The organism is Pseudomonas sp. S5D5, assembly GCF_003013355.1.
Lineage (GTDB): Bacteria > Pseudomonadota > Gammaproteobacteria > Pseudomonadales > Pseudomonadaceae > Aquipseudomonas > Aquipseudomonas aylmerensis.
In genome coordinates, this window is the sequence record NZ_PTEO01000001.1 from 6,849,442 (window position 1) to 6,874,010 (window position 24,569).

The 24,569-nt window shown below is 60.6% G+C and carries 21 protein-coding genes; 10 read left to right on the forward strand and 11 right to left on the reverse strand.

The window, feature by feature from the left end; genetic code table 11:
* Positions 1–47: 47 nt before the first annotated feature.
* From C9990_RS31340 to C9990_RS31350, 3 genes are all read right to left on the reverse strand, one after another.
* On the reverse strand, positions 48–605 hold the full coding sequence (locus tag C9990_RS31340; RefSeq protein WP_065902720.1) for an L-threonylcarbamoyladenylate synthase: 558 nt from the start codon (positions 603–605) through the stop codon (positions 48–50).
* A 54-nt stretch (positions 606–659) separates the two neighbouring features.
* Positions 660–1,754, reverse strand: coding sequence for a DNA-processing protein DprA (gene dprA / locus C9990_RS31345; protein WP_106805562.1), 1,095 nt, complete (start codon positions 1,752–1,754; stop codon positions 660–662).
* 63 nt (positions 1,755–1,817) lie between these two features.
* The gene (locus C9990_RS31350) at positions 1,818–2,594 is read right to left on the reverse strand and encodes a peptidoglycan-binding protein (RefSeq protein ID WP_106805563.1); all 777 of its coding nucleotides are present in this window, start codon (positions 2,592–2,594) and stop codon (positions 1,818–1,820) included.
* Between the two features lie 135 nt (positions 2,595–2,729).
* Between C9990_RS31350 and def the strand changes: the two genes are divergently transcribed.
* The 5 genes from def (at position 2,730) to C9990_RS31375 (ending at position 7,410) form a co-directional block, all read left to right on the forward strand.
* Entirely contained in the window at positions 2,730–3,236 is a 507-nt protein-coding gene (gene def, locus C9990_RS31355) for a peptide deformylase (RefSeq protein ID WP_053127413.1), read from the forward strand.
* A gap of 69 nt (positions 3,237–3,305) precedes the next feature.
* Entirely contained in the window at positions 3,306–4,259 is a 954-nt protein-coding gene (gene fmt / locus C9990_RS31360; protein WP_065902717.1) for a methionyl-tRNA formyltransferase, read from the forward strand.
* Complete coding sequence (gene rsmB / locus C9990_RS31365; protein WP_106805564.1) at positions 4,256–5,566, forward strand: 16S rRNA (cytosine(967)-C(5))-methyltransferase RsmB; 1,311 nt, start codon at positions 4,256–4,258, stop codon at positions 5,564–5,566. Before fmt ends, rsmB begins: the two co-directional genes overlap by 4 nt.
* Before the next feature lie 22 nt (positions 5,567–5,588).
* On the forward strand, positions 5,589–6,962 hold the full coding sequence (trkA, locus tag C9990_RS31370) for a Trk system potassium transporter TrkA (protein WP_065902713.1): 1,374 nt from the start codon (positions 5,589–5,591) through the stop codon (positions 6,960–6,962).
* Between the two features lie 136 nt (positions 6,963–7,098).
* Positions 7,099–7,410 carry a M48 family metallopeptidase gene (locus tag C9990_RS31375; protein WP_106805565.1) on the forward strand — a complete coding sequence of 104 codons (312 nt, stop codon included), beginning with the start codon at positions 7,099–7,101 and terminating at the stop codon, positions 7,408–7,410.
* Between the two features lie 130 nt (positions 7,411–7,540).
* Here C9990_RS31375 and C9990_RS31380 read toward each other — a convergent pair whose 3' ends face one another.
* Both C9990_RS31380 and C9990_RS31385 read right to left on the reverse strand, forming a co-directional pair.
* Positions 7,541–8,428, reverse strand: a complete 888-nt coding sequence (locus C9990_RS31380) for a lysophospholipid acyltransferase (RefSeq protein ID WP_106805566.1) — start codon at positions 8,426–8,428, stop codon at positions 7,541–7,543.
* A 40-nt stretch (positions 8,429–8,468) separates the two neighbouring features.
* Positions 8,469–9,026 (reverse strand): DNA-3-methyladenine glycosylase I, encoded by a 558-nt coding sequence (locus C9990_RS31385; protein WP_106805567.1) that lies wholly within the window; start codon positions 9,024–9,026, stop codon positions 8,469–8,471.
* Positions 9,027–9,107: 81 nt separating this feature from the next.
* Between C9990_RS31385 and glyQ the strand changes: the two genes are divergently transcribed.
* The 4 genes from glyQ (at position 9,108) to C9990_RS31405 (ending at position 13,504) form a co-directional block, all read left to right on the forward strand.
* Positions 9,108–10,061, forward strand: coding sequence for a glycine--tRNA ligase subunit alpha (gene glyQ, locus C9990_RS31390; RefSeq protein WP_003187265.1), 954 nt, complete (start codon positions 9,108–9,110; stop codon positions 10,059–10,061).
* Positions 10,058–12,112, forward strand: a complete 2,055-nt coding sequence (gene glyS / locus C9990_RS31395; RefSeq protein WP_065902707.1) for a glycine--tRNA ligase subunit beta — start codon at positions 10,058–10,060, stop codon at positions 12,110–12,112. Before glyQ ends, glyS begins: the two co-directional genes overlap by 4 nt.
* Entirely contained in the window at positions 12,112–12,651 is a 540-nt protein-coding gene (gene gmhB, locus C9990_RS31400; protein WP_174245652.1) for a D-glycero-beta-D-manno-heptose 1,7-bisphosphate 7-phosphatase, read from the forward strand. The genes glyS and gmhB overlap by 1 nt, the downstream gene beginning before the upstream one ends.
* A gap of 82 nt (positions 12,652–12,733) precedes the next feature.
* Positions 12,734–13,504, forward strand: a complete 771-nt coding sequence (locus tag C9990_RS31405; RefSeq protein WP_065902705.1) for a 1-acyl-sn-glycerol-3-phosphate acyltransferase — start codon at positions 12,734–12,736, stop codon at positions 13,502–13,504.
* A gap of 183 nt (positions 13,505–13,687) precedes the next feature.
* Here C9990_RS31405 and C9990_RS31410 read toward each other — a convergent pair whose 3' ends face one another.
* Complete coding sequence (locus C9990_RS31410) at positions 13,688–15,967, reverse strand: CHASE2 domain-containing protein (protein ID WP_106805568.1); 2,280 nt, start codon at positions 15,965–15,967, stop codon at positions 13,688–13,690.
* A gap of 3 nt (positions 15,968–15,970) precedes the next feature.
* Positions 15,971–16,885, reverse strand: a complete 915-nt coding sequence (locus C9990_RS31415; RefSeq protein ID WP_256595164.1) for a FecR domain-containing protein — start codon at positions 16,883–16,885, stop codon at positions 15,971–15,973.
* Between the two features lie 314 nt (positions 16,886–17,199).
* Between C9990_RS31415 and C9990_RS31420 the strand changes: the two genes are divergently transcribed.
* Entirely contained in the window at positions 17,200–17,925 is a 726-nt protein-coding gene (locus C9990_RS31420; RefSeq protein ID WP_106805570.1) for a response regulator transcription factor, read from the forward strand.
* A 94-nt stretch (positions 17,926–18,019) separates the two neighbouring features.
* Here C9990_RS31420 and gyrB read toward each other — a convergent pair whose 3' ends face one another.
* The 4 genes from gyrB to dnaA are packed head-to-tail and all read right to left on the reverse strand — an operon-like array spanning position 18,020 to position 24,225.
* Positions 18,020–20,437 carry a DNA topoisomerase (ATP-hydrolyzing) subunit B gene (gyrB, locus tag C9990_RS31425; protein ID WP_065902697.1) on the reverse strand — a complete coding sequence of 806 codons (2,418 nt, stop codon included), beginning with the start codon at positions 20,435–20,437 and terminating at the stop codon, positions 18,020–18,022.
* A gap of 4 nt (positions 20,438–20,441) precedes the next feature.
* The gene (gene recF / locus C9990_RS31430) at positions 20,442–21,545 is read right to left on the reverse strand and encodes a DNA replication/repair protein RecF (RefSeq protein WP_065902696.1); all 1,104 of its coding nucleotides are present in this window, start codon (positions 21,543–21,545) and stop codon (positions 20,442–20,444) included.
* A gap of 20 nt (positions 21,546–21,565) precedes the next feature.
* Positions 21,566–22,669, reverse strand: coding sequence for a DNA polymerase III subunit beta (gene dnaN / locus C9990_RS31435; protein ID WP_053258802.1), 1,104 nt, complete (start codon positions 22,667–22,669; stop codon positions 21,566–21,568).
* Between the two features lie 38 nt (positions 22,670–22,707).
* A complete protein-coding gene (dnaA, locus tag C9990_RS31440; protein ID WP_106805571.1) occupies positions 22,708–24,225 on the reverse strand; it encodes a chromosomal replication initiator protein DnaA in 1,518 nt (505 codons plus the stop codon).
* Between the last annotated feature and the right edge of the window lie 344 nt (positions 24,226–24,569).

Genomic DNA, 24,569 nt, shown 5'->3' on the forward strand with positions numbered 1-24,569 from the left:
AGCAAGCCGGCTAAAGCGGGCCTGCCGGCGATGGGCACGATGCGCCCTCAGGACGGCCGCACCACCTCACCGGTTGCCAGGTTTCGAATCAGGCTCGGGTTCTTGCGCCCACCCAGGGCGCCGCCCAATACCAGGTCCACCTGGCCGCGGAAGTACTGCTCCACGCGAATTCGCGTGCGCGCGGCAGGACGGCCTTGAGGATTGGCCGACGTCGAAATCAACGGCCCGACCAGCGAACACAGGTCCCGCACCAGTGGGTGGTCGGTGACGCGCAACGCGACGGTGTCGTGCATCCCGGTCACCCATTCCGGCAACAGATCCTGGTGGGGCACCAGCCAGGTGTTCGGCCCCGGCCAAGTGCTGGCCATGCGGTCGATCCAGTCCTGCGGGAAGTCTTCGAAGAGAAAATCGAACTGGCGAATGTTGTCCGCCACCAGGATCAGGCCCTTGTCTACCGAGCGGTTTTTGATCGCGAGCAGACGGTCGACTGCCTCTTCATTCCACGGATCGCAGCCCAAGCCCCACACCGCCTCGGTTGGGTAGGCGATCACCGCGCCTGCGCGAATTTCTCGTGCGGTTTCCAGCACACGCCACCTGTTGACCATTGCTCACTCTCCGGACTAAAGCTCTGCGCAGTTTACCGATCTTCGTTACAAAACCTAGCAGCGCGCAAGCCAGCGCCCGCTTTCGCAGATCACCTGGCCTTCCAGCTCCAGTTCCGTCAGGGTCGCCAACACCTGGGACAACGGGCGCCCGCTGGCAATCGCCAACCCCTCACTGCTGTGAGGCGCCGCGTGCAGCAGCGCCACAAGCGGATGCACCACCGGTATCGGCACCGGGCGAGACAACGCCTGCCAGCCGCGCAACCCTTCCAGAATGTGCTCGATGGTTTCCACCAGTACCGCGCCGTCGCGGATCAACTGGTGGCAGCCCTTGGCGCCGGGATGATGGATAGAGCCCGGAATCGCATACACCTCACGCCCCTGTTCAGCCGCCAGTTTCGCCGTAATCAACGAGCCACTGGCGATGCTGGCTTCCACCACCAGTACGCCCAGGGACAGGCCGCTGATGATTCGGTTGCGCCGTGGAAAGTTGGCCGCATGGGGCGCGGCGTCCAGCGCAAACTCGGAAACCACTGCGCTGCCATGGGCAATCATCGCTTCTGCCAGGCGTTTGTGGCGCTGTGGATAAAAATTTTCCAGCCCCGTGCCGAGCACGCCGATGGTCTGGCCGCCGACGTCCAATGCCGCTTGATGAGCCGCACCGTCGATGCCCAACGCCAGGCCACTGGTGATGACAAAACCGGCGCTTGCCAGGCTGCGGGAAAAGGCAGCGGCGGTGTCCATGCCTGGGCGTGATGCACGGCGACTGCCGACCATCGCCAACTGCGGTTTTTCCAGGATCCCGGGGTCGCCTGCGACGAATAAAAGCGGCGGCGCATCGTCGATCTGGGCAAGCAAGGCGGGGTAGTCCGGCTGGTCCCACATCAGCAAATGCTGGGCCGGGTGCTCAAGCCAGCCCAATGCCCGGCTGGCACCGTCGCGGATCTCGTGACTGCGCCGAGCCTCGGCGCTGATGGCTGGCAAACCCAGGGAACGCCAGGCACTGGCCGGCGCGCTGATAGCCTTTGAGGCCGAGCCGAATGCCTCGATCAATAAGCGAAAACGCTTCGGGCCCACTTCCGGCAGCCTGTGCAAGCGTAGTCGGGCTTCCAGTTCTGAAGGGGATATTTCACTGCTGTTTATCGGATACATCTGATCATCCTTGACCGGAACAAGCTGTGGATAACTCTGTTGGTAACTTATTTAGCAGGCTATTTATTGCGTTTGATCAGCACTCTCGAAACGATCCATTACGGCCAGGGGTCGGGAAGCGCTGAGCACCAGGCCATAGCTGAGCTTTTCATAGGTGCGAAACACCAACAGCGTGCCGGCGCGTTCGTCCGGTAGCGTGACCGGTGCGCCAGTCAGGGTGTCGCGCACGGTCGCGCCGGCCTTGATCAATGTCAGCAGTTGGCCTTCGACCACACCGTCACGGCGGCCTTTGTTCAGGGTGACGGCATCCAGCACGCCGATCTGGGTCACGCCCCTGGGAATATCGATGATCTGTCCCGCAATGAACGGCGCCGACCGGGATGCGCCAAAGTTGGCCGGATCGATGGCAGGTTGGACGCGCAGCAAGCGATCGCCAGGCCGGACCTCCTGGGTGACCCGATGCACGGCGAGGGTGGTGAGATCACCTGCGGTTACAAATTGTGCGGTGCCGATGTCATCCGCGTTGATACCCAGCAGCTCCTGGGTGTGCGGATCGGTGTAAGCCTTGCCGCGTCGCACGATTGCATAACCCGGCTGGGCAGGGTCCAGGACGCCCCGGGCATGCACGTGCTCGTCATGGGCGCCCAATACCCGGCCGTTGCCGGCGGCGACAATGTAGGGCGCGGTGTCCAGGTCGGTGGGCGAATCAAGAATGCGGTTGTGCAACAAAAAGCGCTGGATAGCCTGATAGGCCGGCGGATCCAGGCGCTGGACGGGTGCAGGAAGCAGGGCCATGGCAAGCGGGGCCCACAGCAGCAAGACGAGTAGCGATTTCCTCATGGGGTGAATCTCCTTTATTATGTGCGTTCGCGTGAAATGCCATAGCCTTCGCGGCTTGCGAGCCTTTCACACCGGCTGTCTGGGTCCATCCCAACGCCGATTTGCCTCTACCTCACATGTGCAGCAATTACGCTTATGGCTATTTTGAACATCCTCGAATTCCCCGACTCGCGCCTGCGCACGATCGCCAAACCGGTGGCCGTAGTGGACGACAAGGTTCGTCAGTTGGTCGATGACATGTTTGAAACAATGTATGAAGCCCCGGGCATCGGCCTCGCCGCGACCCAGGTCAACGTGCATCAGCGCGTCGTGGTCATGGACCTGTCGGAAGACCGCAGCGAACCGAGGGTGTACATCAATCCCGAGTTCGAACCGCTGACCGACGAGATGGGCGAATACCAGGAAGGCTGCCTGTCGGTGCCGGAGTTCTACGAGAACGTCGAACGCCCGCTGCGCGTGAAGATCAAGGCCCTGGACCGCGACGGCAAGCCGTTCGAGCTGATCGCCGAAGGCCTGCTGGCAGTCTGCATCCAGCACGAATGCGACCACCTCAACGGCAAGCTGTTTGTCGATTACCTGTCCACGCTCAAACGTGACCGGATCAAGAAGAAGCTGGAAAAAAAGCATCGCCAGCAAGCTTGATGCCCTTCTTCCAAAGGCTTGCTGCGGCAAGCCTTTTTCTTTTGTGACTGCTTTTAACCGAGACCTCCCATGACCGAGCCATTGCGCATTGTTTTTGCCGGCACCCCCGAATTCGCCGCCGAACACCTCAAGGCGCTGCTTGCCAGCCCTTATGACATCGTCGCGGTGTACACCCAGCCGGATCGCCCGGCCGGTCGCGGGCAAAAACTGATGCCGAGCCCGGTCAAGCAACTGGCGCTCGAGCACAACATTCCTGTGCTGCAACCGCCGACCCTGCGCAATGCCGAGGCCCAGGCCGAACTGGCCGCGCTGCAGCCGGATTTGCTGGTCGTGGTCGCTTATGGCCTGATCCTGCCGCAAGCGGTGCTGGATATCCCACGCCTGGGTTGCATCAACAGCCATGCGTCGCTGCTGCCGCGCTGGCGCGGTGCAGCGCCGATCCAACGCGCCGTGGAAGCCGGTGACCGTGAAAGCGGCGTCACCGTGATGCGCATGGAGGCTGGCCTGGACACCGGCCCGATGCTGCTCAAAGTCACCACCCCGATCACCGCCGAAGACACCGGCGGCAGCCTGCACGACCGCCTGGCCGAACTGGGCCCACCTGCCGTGATCCAGGCCATCGCCGGGCTCGCCGCCGGTACCCTGGAAGGCGAAGTGCAGGACGACAGCCTGGCCACCTACGCCCACAAGCTGAACAAGGACGAGGCGCGCATCGACTGGAACCGCCCGGCCGTGGAGCTGGAGCGCCTGGTGCGCGCGTTCAACCCGTGGCCGATCTGCCACAGCAGCCTCAATGGCGAAGCCCTGAAGGTATTGGCCGCCACCCTGGCCGACGGTAAAGGCGCTCCTGGTGAAATCATCGGCGCCAGCAAGGACGGACTGCTGGTCGCCTGTGGTGAGCAGGCGCTGTGCCTGACCCGTCTGCAATTGCCCGGGGGCAAGGCGCTTAATTTCAGCGATTTGTTCAACAGCCGTCGTGAGAAATTTGCCCTGGGCACGCTTCTCGGGGTGGTCGCGCAATGAATCCGCGTCTGGCCGCCGCCAAGGCTCTCGCCGCCGTCCTCAACGGCAAGGCTTCGCTGAACAGTTCGTTGCCCACGCAGCTGGATAAGGTCGACGACCGCGACCGTGGCTTCACCCAGGACCTGGCCTTCGGCACTGCCCGCTGGCAGCCGCGCTTGTCGGCGCTGGCGGCCAAGCTGCTGCAAAAGCCGTTCAAGGCGGCGGATGCCGATGTCGAAGCGTTGCTGCTGGTGGGCCTCTACCAGTTGCTCTACACCCGCGTGCCGGCCCACGCGGCCATCGGCGAAACCGTCGGTTGCGCCGATAAACTGAAAAAGCCCTGGGCCAAGGCGCTGCTCAATGCCGTACTGCGCCGCGCCCAGCGTGAAAGCGAAGCACTGCTGGCCGAGCTGGAGCATGACCCGGTGGTGCGCACCGCCCACCCGCGCTGGCTGCAAAAGTCCCTGAAAGCCTTCTGGCCCGAGCAATGGGAAGCCATTTGCGCGGCCAACAATGCACACCCGCCGATGATCCTGCGGGTCAACCGTCGCCATCACCACCGGGACAGCTACCTGCAACTGCTGGCGGACGCCGGCATTGGCGCTACCGCCTGCGTGTACAGCATCGACGGCATTGTGCTCGACGCCGCCACCGATGTGCGCAGCCTGCCGGGCTTTGCCGAAGGCTGGATCAGCGTGCAGGACGAAGCCGCGCAACTGGCCGCCGATCTGCTCGACCTGGCCCCCGGCCAGCGCGTGCTGGACGCCTGCTGCGCGCCTGGCGGCAAGACCTGTAACATTCTGGAAGTCGAAAAAGACCTCGCCGGTGTGGTCGCCGTCGACCTGGAAGCCAAGCGCCTGGTGCGCGTGCGGGAAAACCTCGCACGCCTGGGCCTGAGTGCCGAGCTGATCGCCGCCGACGGCCGCGACACCGCCACCTGGTGGGACGGCAAGCCGTTCCAGCGCATCCTGCTCGACGCCCCCTGTTCCGCCACCGGTGTGATCCGTCGCCACCCGGACATCAAGCTGACCCGCCAACCCGACGACATCGCCGCCCTGGCCGTGCTGCAAGGCGAGTTGCTCGACGCACTGTGGCCGACCCTTGAAGTCGGCGGCATCCTGCTCTACGCCACCTGCTCGACCTTGCCCACCGAAAACACCGAGGTGATCCAAGCCTTCCTCGCCCGTACCAGCGGTGCGCGTGAGCTCGATCTCGCCACGGCCGCCGGCATCAAGCAGCCCCATGGTCGCCAATTGCTTGCACAGGAAGGCGGACACGACGGCTTCTATTACGCCAAACTGATCAAGATTGCCGCCGCACGCGGCTGAATGGGTTTAAGGGAGTGACCGGATGAAAATCATCATCCTTGGGGCAGGGCAGGTCGGTGGCACGCTGGCCGAGCATTTGGCCAGTGAAGCGAACGACATCACTGTGGTCGACACCGATGCCGAACGCCTGCGCAACCTTGGCGACCGCCTGGACATCCGCACCGTGCAGGGCCGCGCGTCATTTCCGACGGTGCTGCGCCAGGCCGGTGCCGACGACGCCGACATGCTGGTTGCGGTGACCAACAGCGACGAGACCAATATGGTCGCCTGCCAGGTCGCCCACACCCTGTTCCACACGCCGACCAAAATCGCCCGCGTGCGTGAGGCGGCTTACCTGACCCGTGCCGGGCTTTTCGACAACGACGCGATTCCAGTGGACGTGCTGATCAGCCCGGAACAGGTGGTGACCCACTACATCAAGCGCCTGATCGAAATTCCCGGGGCCTTGCAGGTGATCGACTTCGCCGAGGGCAAGGCCCAACTGGTGGCGGTGAAGGCCTACTACGGCGGCCCGTTGGTGGGCCAGCAATTACGCCAGCTGCGCGAACACATGCCGAATGTGGAAACCCGCGTGGCGGCGATCTTCCGACGCGACCGACCGATCCTGCCCCAGGGCGACACCGTGATCGAGGCCGACGACGAAGTATTTTTCATCGCTGCCAAAGCGAATATTCGTGCGGTCATGAGCGAAATGCGCCGGCTGGACGAGACCTACAAACGCATCGTCATCGCCGGTGGCGGGCAGATTGGCGAGCGCCTGGCCGAAGCCATCGAGAGCCGCTATCAGGTCAAGATCATCGAGATGAATCCGGCACGCTGCCGGCATTTGTCCGACACCCTCGACAGCACCGTCGTCCTCCAAGGCAGCGCCTCGGACCGTGACCTGCTGATGGAGGAGAACATCGCCGACGCCGATATCTTCCTGGCGCTGACCAACGATGACGAGGCCAACATCATGTCGTCCTTGCTGGCCAAGCGATTGGGCGCCAAGAAGGTGATGACCATCATCAACAACCCGGCCTATGTCGACCTGATCCAGGGCGGCGATATCGACATCGCCATCAGCCCGCAGCTGGCGACCATCGGCACCTTGCTTGCCCACGTGCGCCGTGGCGATATCGTCAGCGTGCACTCCCTGCGCCGTGGCGCGGCGGAAGCCATCGAGGCGATTGCCCACGGCGATGCGAAATCGAGCAAGGTGATCGGCAAGGCCATCCGCGATATCGGCCTGCCGCCGGGTACCACCATTGGTGCGATCATTCGCGACGAAGAAGTGATCATTGCCCACGACGACACGGTGATCGCCACGGGTGACCATGTGATCCTGTTCCTGGTGGACAAGAAACATATCCGTGATGTGGAGAAGTTGTTCCACGTGGGGCTGAGCTTTTTCTGATCAGCATATTCAGCTGATCCTGCCGCCCTCATCGCGGGCAAGCCCGCTCCCACAGGAGATCCTGTTCCTGTTATGGAAGCGGGTTTGCCCGCGAGGGCGTTATTGAAAACCCGACCTAGCTAAAGGATGCACAGCCATGCTCGAATCCCTGGAAAAAATGCTCGCCAAGGGTGTGGATAACTCATTGCTACGCTTTGGCTTGGGCAAGGGGTATCTGGACTTGAAGGACAACGCCAAGGCGGCGGAGCATCTGCATAAGTGCGTCGAGTTTGACCCGAAGTATTCGGCGGCGTGGAAGCTGTTGGGCAAGGCCCATCAGGCCAACGGTGACAGTGCCGCAGCGCGGCTGGCGTGGGAGAAGGGGATCGAAGCGGCCCTGGCGCATGGCGATAAACAGGCCGAGAAAGAGATGACGGTGTTCCTGAAGAAACTTGATCGCCAGGCCTGAAAGAGACTCTTGTGGGAGCTGGCTTGCCTGCGATGCAGGCAACTCGGTCCTTCAGTTACACCGAGGTGATGCCATCGCAGGCAAGCCAGCTCCCACACTAGATCTGCATGGGTCTACAGATCGAGGTACATCAATACCACCGCGCCTCGCCCGGCGGGCGTTTCTTGAAGCGCTTCATGCTCCACATGTACTGGCTCGGGTAGGCGCCGACATAACGCTCCACCACCTTGCTCATCGCCGCGCAGGAGGTGGCAGTGTCGGTGCTGTACATGTCTTCCGGCGCCGCTTCCAGGATCACCTTGTAACCCGAGCCGTCCGGCAGCCGCAGGGCATGCAGGAATACGCCGACGGCCTTGTGGCCCGCGAGCATGTTCGGCACGAACTTGCTGGTCAGGGCCTGGGTGGCGAAAAACGGTACGAAGATGCCGGCCGACTCCGCCGGCTCCGGGTCGGCAGGGATGCCCACCTGGCCGCCTTTGCGCACTTCCTTGATCACACTCAGAATGCCTTCCTTGGTGGAGGCCGCCACGCGGTTACCCAATTGCACGCGCTGTTTGCGCAGCAATTCGTCCACGGCCTTGAGCTTGGGCGGACGGTAAAAGATGATCGGTTTGCACTGGCTGCAATAGAAGTGGTTCAACACCTCCCAGTTGCCCAGGTGGCTGGTGATACCGACCACGCCCTTGCCCGAGGCCAGGGCTTCATGCAGCACTTCCAGGCCTTCGACTTCGCGCACCAGGTCAATGGAGCGCTGGGCCGGCCAGATCCAGGCGCAGGCGCTTTCGGTCAGCGACTTGCCGATGTCCATCAAGCTGCGACCGACCAGGCGTTCGCGCTCGACCGGGTCCATCTCGGGGAAGCATTTGGAGAGGTTGATCCGCACCGTGTCGCGAGAGCGGTTGGGGGTCTTCCACATGATCCAGCCAATCGACGTGCCGACCGCTTGAACCGCGCGCCAGGGCAATAGGGCAAACAACCGAAGAGCGCCTACCAGCAAGGCGCCTTTAAACTTTTCCACAGGTCACTCCTGATCGTGTGTGGTGCGCAAAGCGGCCATTCTAACCGGCGTTGGCCAAGTCCGCGTAACGGTCGCAATCCTGAGTGTGGTCCATGACCATGCCCGAGGCCTGCATGAACGCGTAACAGATGGTCGGGCCGACGAAGGTGAACCCGGCTTTTTTCAGGGCGCGGCTCATGGCCTCAGCCTCCGGCGTAACGGCCGGGACCTGGCTGCGGTCCTTGAAATGATTGACCTTGGGCACGCCGCCCACAAACGACCACAGAAACTCCACGGGGTGCTCCAGCGCCAGCCAGGCAGCGGCATTGCGTCGGGTGGCGTTGAGCTTGAGGCGATTGCGCACGATGCCCGGGTCGAGCATCAGCGCTTCGATTTCTGCATCGGTCAGCTGTGCCAGGCGCTGGGCATCAAAGCCGAACAAGACCTTTCGATAATGCTCGCGTTTGCGTAAAACGGTGATCCAGGACAGCCCCGCCTGGAACCCTTCGAGCAAAAGCAACTCGAACAAACCCTGCGCATCGCGCAGCGGCGTTCCCCACTCTTGATCGTGATAAGCCATGTACAGCGGATCTTCAGAACACCAAAAGCAGCGTGGCATAAGGCTCCAGGGAGTGGTGGCAGGGCCGAATCGGGTATACTCCCGCTCTTTAAATCGCAGCCCAAGTAACAGGTGAATTTCGTGAGCCAGCCTACGCCAGCCGTGCGTACCTTCCAAGACTTGATCCTCGCCCTCCAGCAATACTGGGCCGAGCAAGGTTGTGTGGTACTTCAGCCCTACGATATGGAAGTAGGCGCCGGCACTTTCCACACCGCTACCTTCCTGCGGGCCATCGGCCCGGAAACCTGGAACGCCGCTTATGTGCAGCCCAGTCGTCGCCCGACTGACGGCCGCTACGGCGAAAACCCGAACCGTCTGCAGCACTACTACCAGTTCCAGGTAGTCCTGAAGCCGAACCCGGACAACTTCCAGGAACTGTACCTGGGCTCGTTGAAACATGTCGGCCTGGACCCGCTGGTCCACGACATCCGTTTCGTCGAAGACAACTGGGAATCGCCAACTCTCGGCGCCTGGGGCCTGGGCTGGGAAGTCTGGCTCAACGGCATGGAAGTGACCCAGTTCACCTACTTCCAGCAAGCGGGCGGCATCGAGTGCTACCCGGTGACCGGCGAGATCACCTACGGTCTCGAGCGCCTGGCCATGTACCTGCAAGGCGTGGATTCGGTCTACGACCTGGTCTGGGCAGACGGCCCGTTCGGCAAAGTCACCTACGGCGACGTGTTCCACCAGAACGAAGTGGAGCAATCCACCTACAACTTCGAACACGCCAACGTCGACAAGCTGTTCGAACTGTTCGACTTCTATGAAAGCGAAGCCAAGCGCCTGATCGAACTCGACCAGCCGCTGCCGTTGCCGAGCTATGAAATGGTGTTGAAGGCGTCCCATACCTTCAACCTGCTGGATGCTCGCCGTGCCATCTCGGTAACCGCGCGCCAGCAATACATCCTGCGTGTGCGCACCCTGGCGCGTTCCGTCGCCCAAGCCTACCTGCTGGCTCGCGCCAAGCTGGGCTTCCCGATGGCTACCCCGGATTTGCGTGATGAAGTGTTGGCTAAGCTGGAGGCTGCACAATGAGTGCTCAAGATTTCCTGGTTGAACTGGGCACCGAAGAGTTGCCACCCAAGGCACTCAATACCCTGGCCGACGCGTTCCTGGCCGGTATCGAAAAAGGCCTGCACAGCGCTGGCCTGAAGTTTGAAGCGAAAAAAGTCTACGCCGCGCCACGTCGCCTGGCCGTATTGCTGACCGCGCTGGAAACCCAGCAGCCAGACCGTAACATCAACCTGGACGGCCCGCCGCGCCAGGCCGCTTTCGATGCTGACGGCAACCCAACCCAAGCGGCCCTGGGTTTTGCCAAGAAGTGTGGCGTCGAACTGAGCGAAATCGATCAGAGCGGCCCGAAACTGCGTTTCAGCCAGGTCATCAAGGGCAAGCCAACGGCCAGCCTGTTGCCGACCATCGTGGAAGATTCCCTGAACGACCTGCCGATCCCCAAGCGCATGCGCTGGGGCGCGCGCAAGGAAGAGTTCGTGCGTCCGACCCAATGGCTGGTGATGCTGCTCGGTGACCAGGTCATCGACTGCACGCTCCTTGCCCAGAAGGCCGGCCGTGATTCCCGTGGCCACCGCTTCCACCATCCGCAGAGCGTGCGCATCACCTCGCCGGCCAACTACCTCGACGACTTGCGTGCAGCCTACGTGCTGGCCGATGCCAACGAGCGTCGCGAGCTGATCAGCAAGCGCACCGAAGAGCTGGCCCGCCTGCAGGAAGGCACCGCCATCGTGCCGCCAAGCCTGCTCGACGAAGTGACCGCGCTGGTTGAATGGCCAGTGCCGCTGGTGTGCTCGTTCGAAGAGCGTTTCCTCGACGTGCCGCAAGAAGCGTTGATCACTACCATGCAGGACAACCAGAAGTACTTCTGCCTGCTGGACGTGGATGGCAAGTTGCTGCCGCGCTTTATCACCGTGGCCAACATCGAGAGCAAGGACCCACAGCAGATCATCGCCGGTAACGAGAAAGTCGTGCGCCCGCGCCTGACCGACGCCGAGTTCTTCTTCAAGCAAGACAAGAAGCAGAAGCTCGAAGACTTCAACCTGCGCCTGCAAAACGTGGTGTTCCAGGAAAAACTCGGCAGCGTCTACGACAAAGCCGTGCGCGTTTCCAAGCTGGCCGCCTACATCGCGCCACGCATTGGTGGGGATGCTGCCTGGGCTGCGCGTGCAGGCTTGCTGTCCAAGTGCGACCTGGCCACCGAGATGGTCGGCGAGTTCCCGGAGATGCAAGGTGTTGCCGGCTACTACTACGCCCTCAACGACGGCGAGCCGGACGATGTCGCCCTGGCGTTGAACGAGCAGTACATGCCGCGCGGTGCCGGCGCTGAACTGCCGACCACCCTGACCGGTGCAGCCGTGGCGATCGCCGACAAGCTGGACACCCTCGTGGGTATCTTCGGTATCGGCATGTTGCCTACCGGCAGCAAAGACCCGTATGCCCTGCGCCGTGCGGCCCTGGGCGTGCTGCGTATCCTGATCGACAAGAAGCTGGACCTCGACCTGACCCAGGCCGTGGTGTTCGCGGTCGGCCAGTTCGGCGGCAAGGTCAAGCAGGCCGGCCTGGCCGAGCAAGTGCTGGAGTTCGTGTTCGACCGCCTGCGTGCGCGTTACGAAGACGAAGGCGTGGATGTCTCGGTGTACCTGTCGGTACGTGCCCTGCAGCCAGGTTCGGCGCTGGACTTCGACCAACGCGTACAAGCCGTGCAGGCCTTCCGCAAACTGCCTGAGGCCGATGCCCTGGCCGCCGTGAACAAGCGCGTGTCGAACCTGCTGAGCAAGGCCGAAGGCCTGGGCAACGCCGATGTCGACCCTGGCCTGTTTGCCGATGCCAAGGAGTTCTCGCTGAACTCGGCCATTGCCAAGGCAGAAAACGCGGTGAAGCCACTGATCGCCGAACGCAACTACGCCGAAGCCCTGGCGCGCCTGGCCACCTTGCGTGAGCCGGTGGATGCGTTCTTCGAAGCGGTGATGATCAATGCCGAAGACGCGGGTGTACGCAAAAACCGCTACGCCATGCTGGCGCGTCTGCGTGGCCTGTTCATCAATATCGCCGACATTTCCGTACTGGGCTGATCATGTTGAAACTGCTGATTCTCGATCGGGACGGGGTGATCAATTACGACTCCGACGCTTACATCAAGTCGGTGGCGGAATGGATTCCACTGCCCGGCTCGATCGAGGCCATCGCGCAGTTGAGCAAAGCCGGCTGGACGGTGGCCATCGCCACCAACCAGTCCGGCATCGCCCGCGGTTACTACGACATCGCCACCCTGGACGCCATGCACGCGCGCTTGCGCACGTTGGTGGCCGAGCAGGGCGGTGAGGTGGGACTGGTGGTGTACTGCCCCCATGGGCCGGATGAGGGCTGCGATTGCCGCAAACCCAAGCCTGGCATGTTGAAAACCATTGCAGAACATTACAAGGTGCCCTTGGCTGGGCTATGGTTCGTCGGGGACAGCCTCGGTGACCTGGAGGCGGCCAAAGCCGTCGACTCTCAGCCAGTTTTGGTTAAGACCGGGAAAGGCGAAAAGACCCAGGCGAAAAACCTGCCGGTAGGCACCTTGATTTTTGACGATCTGGCGGCGGTTGCCGCAGAACTTATCAACAACTAGCCGCCCTCGACTTCCTGACCAAGGACCGTTCGGGAGTGCGCTTTTAACAGGCGGGCGTTGTCCCGCAACGGTAAATGCCGCCATGTCGATTTTGCAGGCCATCAGAACCTTTTTCTTTTACCTGCTGTTGGGCACCAGTTCTTTCCTCTGGTGCACCCTGAGCTTTTTTATCGCGCCCTTCCTGCCGTTCAAGGCGCGCTATCGTTTTATCAACGTCTATTGGTGCCGCTGTGCGTTGTGGCTGACCAAGGTGTTCCTCAATATCCGTTTCGAGGTGAAGGGCGCCGAAAACGTGCCGGACCAGCCGTGCGTGATTCTGTCGAACCACCAGAGCACCTGGGAGACGTTCTTCCTCTCGGCGTACTTCTCGCCCCTGAGCCAAGTGCTCAAGCGTGAGCTGCTGTACGTGCCGTTCTTCGGCTGGGCCATGGCCATGTTGCGTCCCATCGCAATTGACCGTGACAACCCCAAGGCGGCGCTCAAGCACGTGGCCAAGAAGGGCGACGAGCTGCTCAAGGACGGCGTTTGGGTGTTGATCTTCCCCGAAGGTACCCGCGTGCCCTACGGCACCGTAGGCAAGTTCTCACGCGGTGGTACCGCGTTGGCAGTCAACGCCCACCTGCCGGTCTTGCCGATTGCGCATAACGCCGGCAAGTACTGGCCAAAGACCGGCTGGGCCAAGCGTGAGGGCACCATCACCGTAGTGATTGGCGAACCGATGTATGCAGAAGGTGAAGGCCCGCGCGCCATTGCCGCGCTGAATGACCGTGCTGCGGCCTGGAATGAAGCGCAGCAGCGGGCCATGGGTTCGCTGCCGCCAGAGCCGGTTGTGGTCGACACGCCGGTGGTATGAGCATCTGTGGATAACCTGTGTACGGTTTGTTGGCGAATGGGGCTTTTTGACTTATAAGAAGCTGATTTACTTACATATTTCCCAAGCTCATAAAATAGCGGAAAAGGTGCATAAGTTTTTCTCGCATAAAAAAAACCGGTCCTTGGGACCGGTTTTTTATGCACAGCAGGAAAGTGGGTTTTCTCACTCTTCCCACAGCGGCAGCTGCAGGCTGAACGTGGTGCCTTTACCGACCACGCTTTCGCAACTGATCCGCCCTCCATGACGCTCGAGAACGGCTTTGACCATGGTCAGGCCCAGCCCCAGGCCTTCACTGCCCTGCGCGGAATCGAAGCGTCGGTACTGGCTGAACAGCTCCGGTAAATCTTGCGCAGCAATCCCCGGCCCCTGGTCGCTGATACGGCATTCCAACCAACCTTGCACAGTGGCGTGACTCAGCCGGACGGTGGTACCGGACGGGGAGTACTTGATCGCGTTCTCCAGCACGTTGAACAACGCGCGCGTGAGTAACGATTGATCGGCCCACACCATGCCCTCATCGGCTTCATCCAGGTCGTGCACCAAGTGAATGCCCTTGAGCTGGGCGATCAACGCGACTTGATCAAAGGCATCCATCACCAGCATCGCGAACAGGGTCGGCTGGAATTGATAGCCATCAGCCTCGGCTTTCGCCAGCTGTACGAACGACTCGGTAAGGCTCAAGGCGCGTCGTACCTGCTGCTCGATCTGGGCAAATACCGGTGACTCGCCGTTGTGCACATCCAGCAGCGCGAGGATCGCCGAGTGCGGCGCGCGCAGGTCATGGGACAGGAAGCGCAGCATGGTCTCGCGATGCTGCTGGGCATCGCGTTCCTTGCTCAGGTCCGTCAGGCTCAACAGCCAACCGAGCGCGACGTCACCTTCTGCCGGCAGCAAGGGGGCCAGCTCCATGCGCAGGCTGCGCTGGCGGATATCTCGGAACTCGACGAGTTCGAGTGCGGACAGGGCAGGGCGCACACCATTGTGCAGCGGTGGATAACCGAGGTCGGCGAGTTGTTCGATGAGGTTTTCGTTGACCAGGTCATTGCCGAACACCTCACGGGCGATACGATTTGCCAGCAAAATATTGCCGCCGGGATCGGTGATCAGGGTGGCTACCGGTAAGCACTCCAGGCCATCGGCCATAAAGCGCCGCGTGTCTCGCGTGCGGCTCACGGCTTGCTCCAGCGCGAAGATACGCCCCTGCAACACATCGCCATGGCTGGCAGGCGCGCGCCGGCGCTCGGGCAGCACTTTGGGCTCGTTATCCAGCCGCGCCAGCTCCCAGCCGAAATAGGCGAGGATCGCGCTCAGGCGCCGCCAGTTCCAGATCAGGTAGCTCAGTAACAAACCAATCAAGCAGGCCGCCGGCGACCACCAGTGGCCCAGGCGCAGCAGCGCCCAGGCACCGAACAACGCCGTGGCCATGCAGCCCAGGGTCATCCATAGCGCATAGCGCGGGCGATACAGCAGCAATCCCAGCAACAATGCGACCAGCGACGTCGCCAGGGTTGCCGCCAGCCATGCGGGCACGTCAACGATGCTTCGCCCTTGCAGCAAGCCATTGAGCACATTGGCCTGGATCTCTACGCCGGCCGTGGTGCCAACGGTGGAGGAGAGGGGCGTGACGAATCGATCGCCCATTCCGGAGGCCGTGGCGCCCACGAGAATCAGACGGTCGCGCAGTTGCTCGGGAGGCACCTCACCGTTTAATACACTGACGTAGGACACACTAGGGAAATGCGTGTGCGGCGCAATGAACGGGATGCGAATGGCATGCTCCCGGTGCCAGTGTTGATCGATCGGCTCGCGTGCCTCTCCCGGCATCGGCGACTTCTCACCGCTCATCTCATAGGCCAGCCATGCCAACTGCGCAACAGCAGCATCCGGTGGGCCCTCGCGCATATACAAGCTGCGCACCACGCCGTCGTTGTCGGCTTCCACGTTGATATGGCCAACGCCCCTGGCGCATTTCAGCAGCGCGGACATTTGCTCGCCTGGCCGGCTGTAGCTGGCGGTGCTATCGCGCAACAGTGGCAACAACACGTTACCGGCGTTGCACACGGCATCGGCCAGGCGTTTGTCATTGGCTGGGTTGCCAGGCTCGCTGAAGATCACATCAAACAGGATACCGGCGGGTTGTGCGGCATTCAGACGGTCAATGAGGTCGGCGTGCAAACTACGCGGCCAAGGCCATTGACCGAGCTTTTTCAGGCTTTGATCGTCAATCGTCACCAGCAAAATACGCGGGTCCACCGGCAGTGGGGTCAGCCGACGCAGGCTGTCATACAACGGGTTGTTCAAGGCAAGGCCGGGGCTCAATGACAGATAGGCCGTGATCGGCAGCAGCAGTAAACCGATCCAAAGCCACTCGCGGACCAGGCCATGGAACAAGCGCTGGGCGTGGGTGGGCTGGCGTTTCTCGGGCTTGCCCCAGAGCATCATCGGTCAGCCACCGGTAGCCTGCGCCTGTGCGGCGGGCGGGTAGTAGAAAATGTCATAGACCCCGGTTTCTCCTTCCAGTCCGTGGGCGTCATACGCCGACAAACGCACGTGATAAAACGACGCCTTGAGCCCAGTGAAGCTCATTTTCGGCTCACTGGAGAAGTTTTCCTGCTTGATGTTCATGAAGGCTTTATCAGTCGCCACCTGGGCGCGATAACGTTGCGCGCCCGCCAATGGCCGCAGGTAGAGACGCCAGACGGGCGCGTCGCCTTTCTGCCCATCCTGGCCAATGAGTTTCGGCGCGGGCAGCAACGCTAACGGCTCAAGCTCGCCTTGTTTCTTGAACAGCAGCCCTTGTCGCGCGCCGACCTTTACTTCGCTGTCAGACGGGCCAGCCTTGCTGTCACGGTTGACCGCGACCTGGCCGTCGAGTACTTCGAGCACCGATTGCTCACCGTCATCGCGCACTCGAAAATGGGTGCCACGTACCCCCAGCACGCCCACCGGCGTGACGATCTGGAAGCGATCATAATCGGTGGCCCGCTTGATCACATACGCTTCGGCCTGGCCTTGTTCGAGTATCACTTGGGGGATCAACTGCTTCTCGTCGAGGTGCAGGCGCACCTGGGAACTGGACGGCAGCACCACCCGAGAACCGTCACCGAGCAACAGGCTGACAAATGCCGCAGCGGATGTTCTCACCCCCTCTTGCTCATCAATGGTCATGCCCTCCTGCAAAGGCGTCACCTTGCCGCGTACATCGAGCTTCCAGGCTTCCCCGGTCAGGTGCTGGACAACAGCCGGCAACGGCTGCGCACGGCACAGGGTATGGTCATCAATATAGGCCGGCCGCGCTTTGGCCGATGCACCCGCAACCCCTACCGCCAGGATCAACAGGGAGGGAAGGGCGCGAAGCATTGAATGGGGGGAAAGCGTCATGGTTCTCATCAATGTCCAGGTTCCAGAGGACGTCTGACATCGGCACGCGGGCATTTACGGCAGCGCATGTGTCGGCTGATCCTTTTACTTACCCTCGGGAGCCGGTATCTTTCCCACAGAGGTACCCAGGACTTTCAGGGGGTTACGGCCCTTTGATATCAGCGTACCGAGAGATCCAAGGGGTCGTCGAATCTGACCACAATTATTCAGATTCAATGGCCGGCAACTGCGCAGTATGTGCCGTTATTCATTGGCCGTCGGCTGCCCTATATTAAGAACAAAGGACCCTCGACATGCGTGTCGCAATACTGGATGACGAACCTGCCGAGTTGCGGCGGGTGGAACAGACACTGCGACAGATCCCCGGCACCGCGGAGCAGCCTTGGTCCCTGCATTGCTTCGAGCGTGGTGAAGACCTGCTACGCCAACTGCGCCGGGAAACCTTCGACCTGCTGATACTCGACTGGCAACTGCCCGATATCACTGGCATTGCCTTGCTGCGCTGGACCCGCGAACACATGGAATCGCCGCCCGCCGTCATCATGCTCACCAGCCGCGATGCCGAGAGCGATATCGTCACGGCGCTCAATAGCGGCGCCGACGACTACGTCAGCAAACCCTTTCGTCCCAACGAACTGAAAGCCCGTGTCTCTGCAGTGTTGCGTCGCCATGGCCTGCAGAAGTCGGCGACCCAAGAGGTGCAAAGCTTCAACGACCTGACCTTTGACGATGCTGAACTGACGGTGACCCGAGCCGGCAAACCGATCAACCTGACCGAGCGTGAATACCGCCTGGCCAGTTGCCTGTTCGCCAACCTGGCCCGACCGCTGTCCCGTGAGTACCTCTATGAGCGCTTCTGGACTCATGAAGAAATGGTCTCGTCTCGCCCATTGGATACGCATATCTACCGGCTGCGTAACAAGCTTGGGCTGACGGCGGATCGGGGTTGGCAGCTGTTGACGATCTACGGGTATGGGTATCGGTTGGAGAGTGTCGCAACGGCGCCATCGCCCAACTGAAATGGCGATGTTCCACGTGGAGCATTTAAAAAATGCCCAATAAAAAAGGCCAACGCTGAGCGTTGGCCTTTTTGTTTTTAGCGGTCTTGCCTGATCAGAAGTCCAGGTTGGACACCGCCAATGCGTTGCTTTCGATGAAGTCACGGCGAGGTTCGACCGCATCACCCATCAGGGTGTTGAAGATCTGGTCTGCGCCAATGGCGTCTTCGATGGTCACGCGCAGCATGCGACGCTGAGCCGGGTCCATGGTGGTTTCCCACAGCTGATCCGGGTTCATTTCGCCCAGACCTTTGTATCGCTGGATGGTGTGACGCTTGGTGCTTTCAGCCATCAGCCAGTCGAGGGCTTCCTTGAATTCCTTGACCTGCTTCTTGCGTTCGCCACGCTGGATATAAGCGCCGTCGTCCAGCAGGGTGCTGAGTTGCGCGCCCAGGGTTACCACGGTCTTGTAGTCATTGCTGCCGAAGAAGTCGCGGTTGAAGGTGACGTAGTTCGACAGGCCGTGGGAGATCAATTCCACCTCTGGCAGCCAGACATTACGTTCACGGTCTTCGCGCAGACTGGCTTTGTACACCAGGCCAGATTTCTCCACGGTGCGCAGGCGCACTTCGTACTGGGCCAGCCAATCCTGCATGTGAGCGTGGTCACCCAACTGCTCCAGGCTTACGGATGGCAGGTAGATGAAGTGCTCGGTCAACTCCTGCGGATACAGGCGCGACAGACGCTTCAGAGTCTTCATCACCATGCGGAAGTCGTTAACCAGGCGCTCCAGCGCCTCACCGGAAATGCCCGGGGCTTCGTCGTTCAAGTGCAGGCTGGCATCTTCCAGGGCCGACTGCGTCATGTACTCTTCCATGGCGTCGTCGTCTTTGATGTATTGCTCTTGCTTGCCCTTTTTCACTTTGTACAACGGCGGCTGGGCGATGTAGATGTAGCCGCGCTCGATCAGCTCCGGCAGCTGACGGAAGAAGAACGTCAGCAGCAGGGTACGGATGTGCGAACCGTCGACGTCAGCATCGGTCATGATGATGATGTTGTGGTAGCGCAGCTTGTCGATGTTGTACTCGTCACGGCCGATACCGCAGCCCAACGCTGTGATCAAGGTGCCGACTTCCTGAGAGGAAATCATCTTGTCGAAGCGCGCCTTCTCGACGTTGAGGATCTTGCCCTTCAACGGCAGGATCGCCTGGGTGCGACGGTTACGACCCTGCTTGGCGGAACCGCCAGCAGAGTCACCTTCCACCAGGTACAGCTCGGAGAGGGCAGGGTCCTTCTCCTGGCAGTCAGCCAGTTTGCCTGGCAGGCCGGCGATATCCAGTGCGCCTTTACGGCGGGTCATCTCGCGAGCTTTACGCGCCGCTTCACGGGCACGAGCCGCGTCGATCATCTTGCCGACAACCAGCTTGGCTTCGTTCGGGTTTTCCAACAGGAAGTCCGAGAAGTACTTGCCCATTTCCTGTTCGACGGCGGTCTTCACTTCGGAAGACACCAACTTGTCTTTGGTCTGGGAGCTGAACTTTGGATCCGGCACTTTCACCGAGATAATCGCGGTCAGGCCTTCGCGCGCATCGTCACCGGTAGTGGCAACTTTGTGCTTCTTGGCCAAGCCTTCGGCTTCGATGTAGGTGTTCAGGTTACGCGTCAGTGCGGAACGGAAACCCACCAGGTGAGTACCACCGTCGCGCTGAGGAATGTTGTTGGTGAAGCACAACAGGTTCTCGTTGAAGCTGTCGTTCCACTGCAGGGCGATTTCCACGCCGATGCCGTCTTCGCGCTGGATGTTGAAATGGAACACCTGGTTGACCGCAGTCTTGTTGGTGTTCAGGTATTCAACAAACGCACGCAGGCCGCCTTCGTACTTGAACAGCTCTTCCTTGCCGCTGCGCTCGTCCTTGAGGACGATACCCACACCGGAGTTGAGGAAGGACAATTCACGAATCCGCTTGGCCAGGATGTCCCAGCTGAAATGGATGTTCTTGAAGGTTTCAGCCGATGGCTTGAAGTGGATCTGAGTACCGGTCGATTCGCTGTCGCCAACGATCTTCATCGGCTCTTTCGGTACACCGTGGACATAGGTCTGTTCCCAGATCTTGCCACTGCGGCGAACGGTCAGGATCAGCTCTTCGGACAGTGCGTTCACCACCGACACGCCCACACCGTGCAAACCGCCGGAGACTTTATAGGAGTTGTCGTCGAACTTACCGCCGGCGTGGAGCACGGTCATGATGACCTCTGCCGCCGAAACGCCTTCTTCTTTGTGCACGTCTACCGGAATACCGCGACCGTTGTCGCGCACGGTAATCGACTCATCCGGATGGATGATGATGCTGATGTCGTCGCAGTGACCGGCCAAAGCTTCGTCGATGGAGTTGTCGACCACCTCGAACACCATGTGGTGCAGACCGCTACCGTCATCAGTGTCGCCAATGTACATACCGGGACGTTTGCGTACGGCATCCAAACCTTTCAGCACTTTAATGCTGGTCGAGTCGTACGTGTTTTCTTCGCTCATGCCTTCACTCCCGATGGTCGTGGGTCTGGGTGATACGGCCTTGTTCCACGTGGAACAAAGCGACTGGCGTATCCGTGTGCCAGCCTTCCCTCAATAATTCGTGATCTACACAGGTGATGAACACCTGGCAGCGTAATTCTTCCAACAAGCGGCATAACGCGCGGCGGTGCTGCTCGTCGAGTTCGGACGGCAAGTCATCCACCAGATAAATACACTGACCGCGCCGGGCTTGGCTAACCAAGTGGCCTTGGGCAATCCGCAGTGCACACACCACCAACTTCTGCTGACCCCGGGACAAGATGTCCGCGGCATTGTGTGCGCCCAATCTAAGACGCAAATCAGCCCGTTGAGGGCCGGCCTGGGTATGACCCATTTGCTGATCCCGCTGCAAAGACGTGGCGAGCACGGCACTGAGGTCGCGCTCTTTGTCCCAACCACGGTAATAACTCAGCGTCAGCCCCTCGAGATCTAGCAACTCGCTCAAGGTCTGCTCAAAGACTGGTTTCAAGGCTTTGATATAGGCGCGGCGGTATTCATCTATTTCGTCGCTGGCCAGGCACAGTTCCCGGTCCCAGGCCGCTTGCGAAGCGGCGTCAAGTGTACCATGCCGCAGCCACGAGTTCCGCTGCCGCAGGGCCTTCTGCAGGCGCTGCCAAGTGGCCATGAAACGCGGTTCCACGTGGAACACTCCCCAATCGAGGAATTGCCTGCGGATTTTCGGTGCACCTTCCAACAGCCGAAAGCTGTCGGGGTTGATCAGTTGCAGTGGCAGGATTTCCGCCAACTGCGCAGCGCTGCGGGCATTTTGCCCGTCGATGCGAATCTGGAACTCCCCACCGCGATCACGCGATATCCCCAGGCTGCTGTGCCCACCTTCCGCCAGTTCGACTTGGCCAAATACCGTGCACGCCAGTTGCTCGTATTGAATCACCGGTAACAGGCGCGCACTGCGGAATGAACGGGCGAGACCCAACAGGTGAATGGCTTCCAGCACGCTGGTTTTGCCACTGCCATTGGCGCCGTGGAGAATATTGATGCGGGGGGAGGGGGAGAAGGTCACCGGGTGCAGATTGCGCACCGCGGTGACCGAGACGCGACTGAGGGACATCTAGCTTCTGCTGAGCATGATTACAGGCGCATCGGCATGACAACGTAAGCCGAGTCGTCGTTGTCGGATTCCTGCACCAGGGCACTGCTGTTGGAGTCGGACAGGATCAGGCGAACCTGTTCGGTCGTCATCACACCCAGCACGTCGAGCAGATAGCTCACGTTGAAGCCGATTTCCAGCGAGCCGCCGTTGTAGTCGACGCCCACTTCTTCTTCCGCTTCTTCCTGCTCCGGGTTGTTGGCCTGGATCTTCAGCTGACCATTGGCCAGTTGCAGGCGGATGCCACGGTACTTTTCGTTGGACAGAATCGCGGTACGGCTGAACGCTTCGCGCAGGGCCTGACGATCACCGATCACCAACTTGTCGCCGCCCTTAGGCAGTACACGTTCGTAATCCGGGAATTTACCGTCAACCAACTTGGAGGTGAAGGTGAATTCGCCGGTGGTCGCACGGATGTGGTGTTGACCCAGGACGATGCTGACGTTGCCATCCGGCTCGGTGAGCAAACGCGCCAGCTCGAGGATACCTTTGCGCGGCACGATAACCTGGTGGCGATCGGGCTGGCCGATGTCGGCTTTCATCGAGCACATGGCCAGGCGGTGACCGTCAGTGGCCACGGCGCGGATGATGCCTTCGGAGACTTCCAGCAGCATGCCGTTGAGGTAGTAACGCACGTCCTGCTGCGCCATGGCGAAGCTGGTGCGTTCGATCAAACGACGCAGTTTGCTTTGCTCCAGGCTGCACGTCAGCGAGCCAGGACCTTCTTCCACGGTCGGGAAATCATTGGCAGGCAAGGTGGACAAGGTAAAGCGGCTGCGACCGGCCTTGACCACCAACTTCTGCTCATCAACCTTGATGTCGATCAGCGCGTCGTTGGGCAGGCTTTTGCAGATGTCCATCAGCTTGCGCGCCGGTACGGTGATCTCGCCAGGCTCGGCGGGTTCTTCCAGCTGCACACGACCCACCAGCTCGACTTCCAGGTCGGTACCGGTCAAGGACAATTGCTGGCCTTCGACCACCAGCAATACGTTGGAGAGCACCGGCAAGGTCTGTCGGCGCTCGACGACGCCTGCGACCAGTTGCAGGGGTTTCAACAGGGCTTCGCGTTGAATGGTGAAATGCATGGTCTAGTCCCTTGCCTTAATAAGCTGCGCTGGTGTCATCAAGTTGTCAGTGTACGCAGCAGGTTCTTGTAGTCCTCGCGAATATCCGCGTCGGATTCCTTAAGTTCATTGATCTTGCGGCATGCGTGCAAGACCGTTGTGTGGTCGCGACCACCAAACACATCACCGATTTCCGGCAGGCTGTGGTTGGTCAACTCCTTGGAGAGGGCCATGGCCACCTGACGGGGACGTGCCACCGAACGCGAACGGCGCTTGGACAGCAGGTCGGAGATCTTGATCTTGTAGTACTCGGCCACGGTGCGCTGGATGTTATCCACACTCACCAGCTTGTCTTGCAGGGCCAGCAAGTCTTTCAGGGATTCGCGAATCAACTCGATGGTGATGTCGCGGCCCATGAAGTGCGAGTGCGCAATGACCCGCTTGAGCGCGCCTTCCAGCTCACGCACGTTGGAACGGATGCGTTGGGCAATAAAGAAAGCAGCATCATGCGGCAGGTCGACCTTCGCCTGATCGGCCTTTTTCATCAGGATCGCAACGCGGGTTTCCAGCTCCGGCGGCTCGACCGCCACGGTCAGGCCCCAGCCGAAACGTGATTTCAGGCGTTCTTCCAGCCCTTCGATTTCCTTCGGATAACGGTCACTGGTCAGGATGACCTGTTGGCCGCCTTCGAGCAGGGCGTTGAAGGTGTGGAAAAACTCTTCCTGGGAACGTTCTTTGCGCGCGAAGAATTGAATGTCATCGATCAGCAACGCATCAACCGAGCGGTAGAACCGCTTGAACTCGTTGATGGCATTGAGCTGCAAGGCCTTGACCATGTCAGCCACGAAGCGCTCCGAGTGCAGGTACACGACCTTGGCATTCGGGTTCTTCTTTAATAGGTGGTTACCCACAGCGTGCATCAAGTGGGTCTTACCCAAACCGACGCCGCCATAAAGGAACAGCGGGTTGTAGCCGTGCTTGGGGTTATCGGCGACCTGCCAGGCGGCCGCGCGGGCCAGCTGGTTGGATTTACCTTCGACGAAGTTCTCGAAGGTAAAGGTGCGGTTCAGGTAGCTGGTGTGCTTGAGCGCGCCTTCGACCTGCACGGTGCGCTGTTCGGCGCGGACCGGCGCCTGCTGGGAGCTGGCGCCCGCCATCGGGTCAAAACTGTCGCGGGACGGTTCTTCGTGTTCGGGCGCATTTTTTTGCGCGGCGGATTTCGAAGGTGTCGGCGCAGGAGCTGGCGTGTTGTTGACCGGTGAGGTCGCCGCCTGAGCCTGCGATGCCGCAGCCGCCAACGGCGCGTTCGGCGCAGCACGCGGGACTGAACTGCGTTTGCTGCCTATTAATAAGGAGAGCACCGGCGCGAGACCATTGCCATGTTCATCGAGCAATTCGAGAACGCGGCTCAGGTACTTCTCGTTGACCCAGTCGAGGACAAAACGGTTAGGCGCATAGACACGCAACTCGTCGCCTTCGGCTTCGACCTGTAGCGGACGGATCCAGGTGTTGAATTGCTGGGCTGGCAGCTCTTCGCGCAAAAGCTCCACGCACTGCTGCCAAAGTTCCACTGACACGGATATCCCCTAAGTTGAAAGCCGGTGAGGCAAAAACAGCCGCCATTGTAGCGGCCAGCCGTCCACTTATCCACATGTAGGTTGCGCACAGGAGGCCCAAAATCAACGCGTTAAGTGAGAAAAAGGCGACCAATGGTCTGTGCATAAGCTCTGTGGATAAGCCTACCTAAGCTCGTTGTACAAGTGGGGTCGAAAGTCTGTGGGTAACTGGCCTGTGGATAACAACCTATTCCACACACAGCTTATCCGACAGTGCAGCACAGGCAGAGCACCGTTTTCCCCCGTAGTTGTCATTCTCTGTACAGTAGGCAGCTCATGGCCTCAGGGCACTTATCCACAGAGGA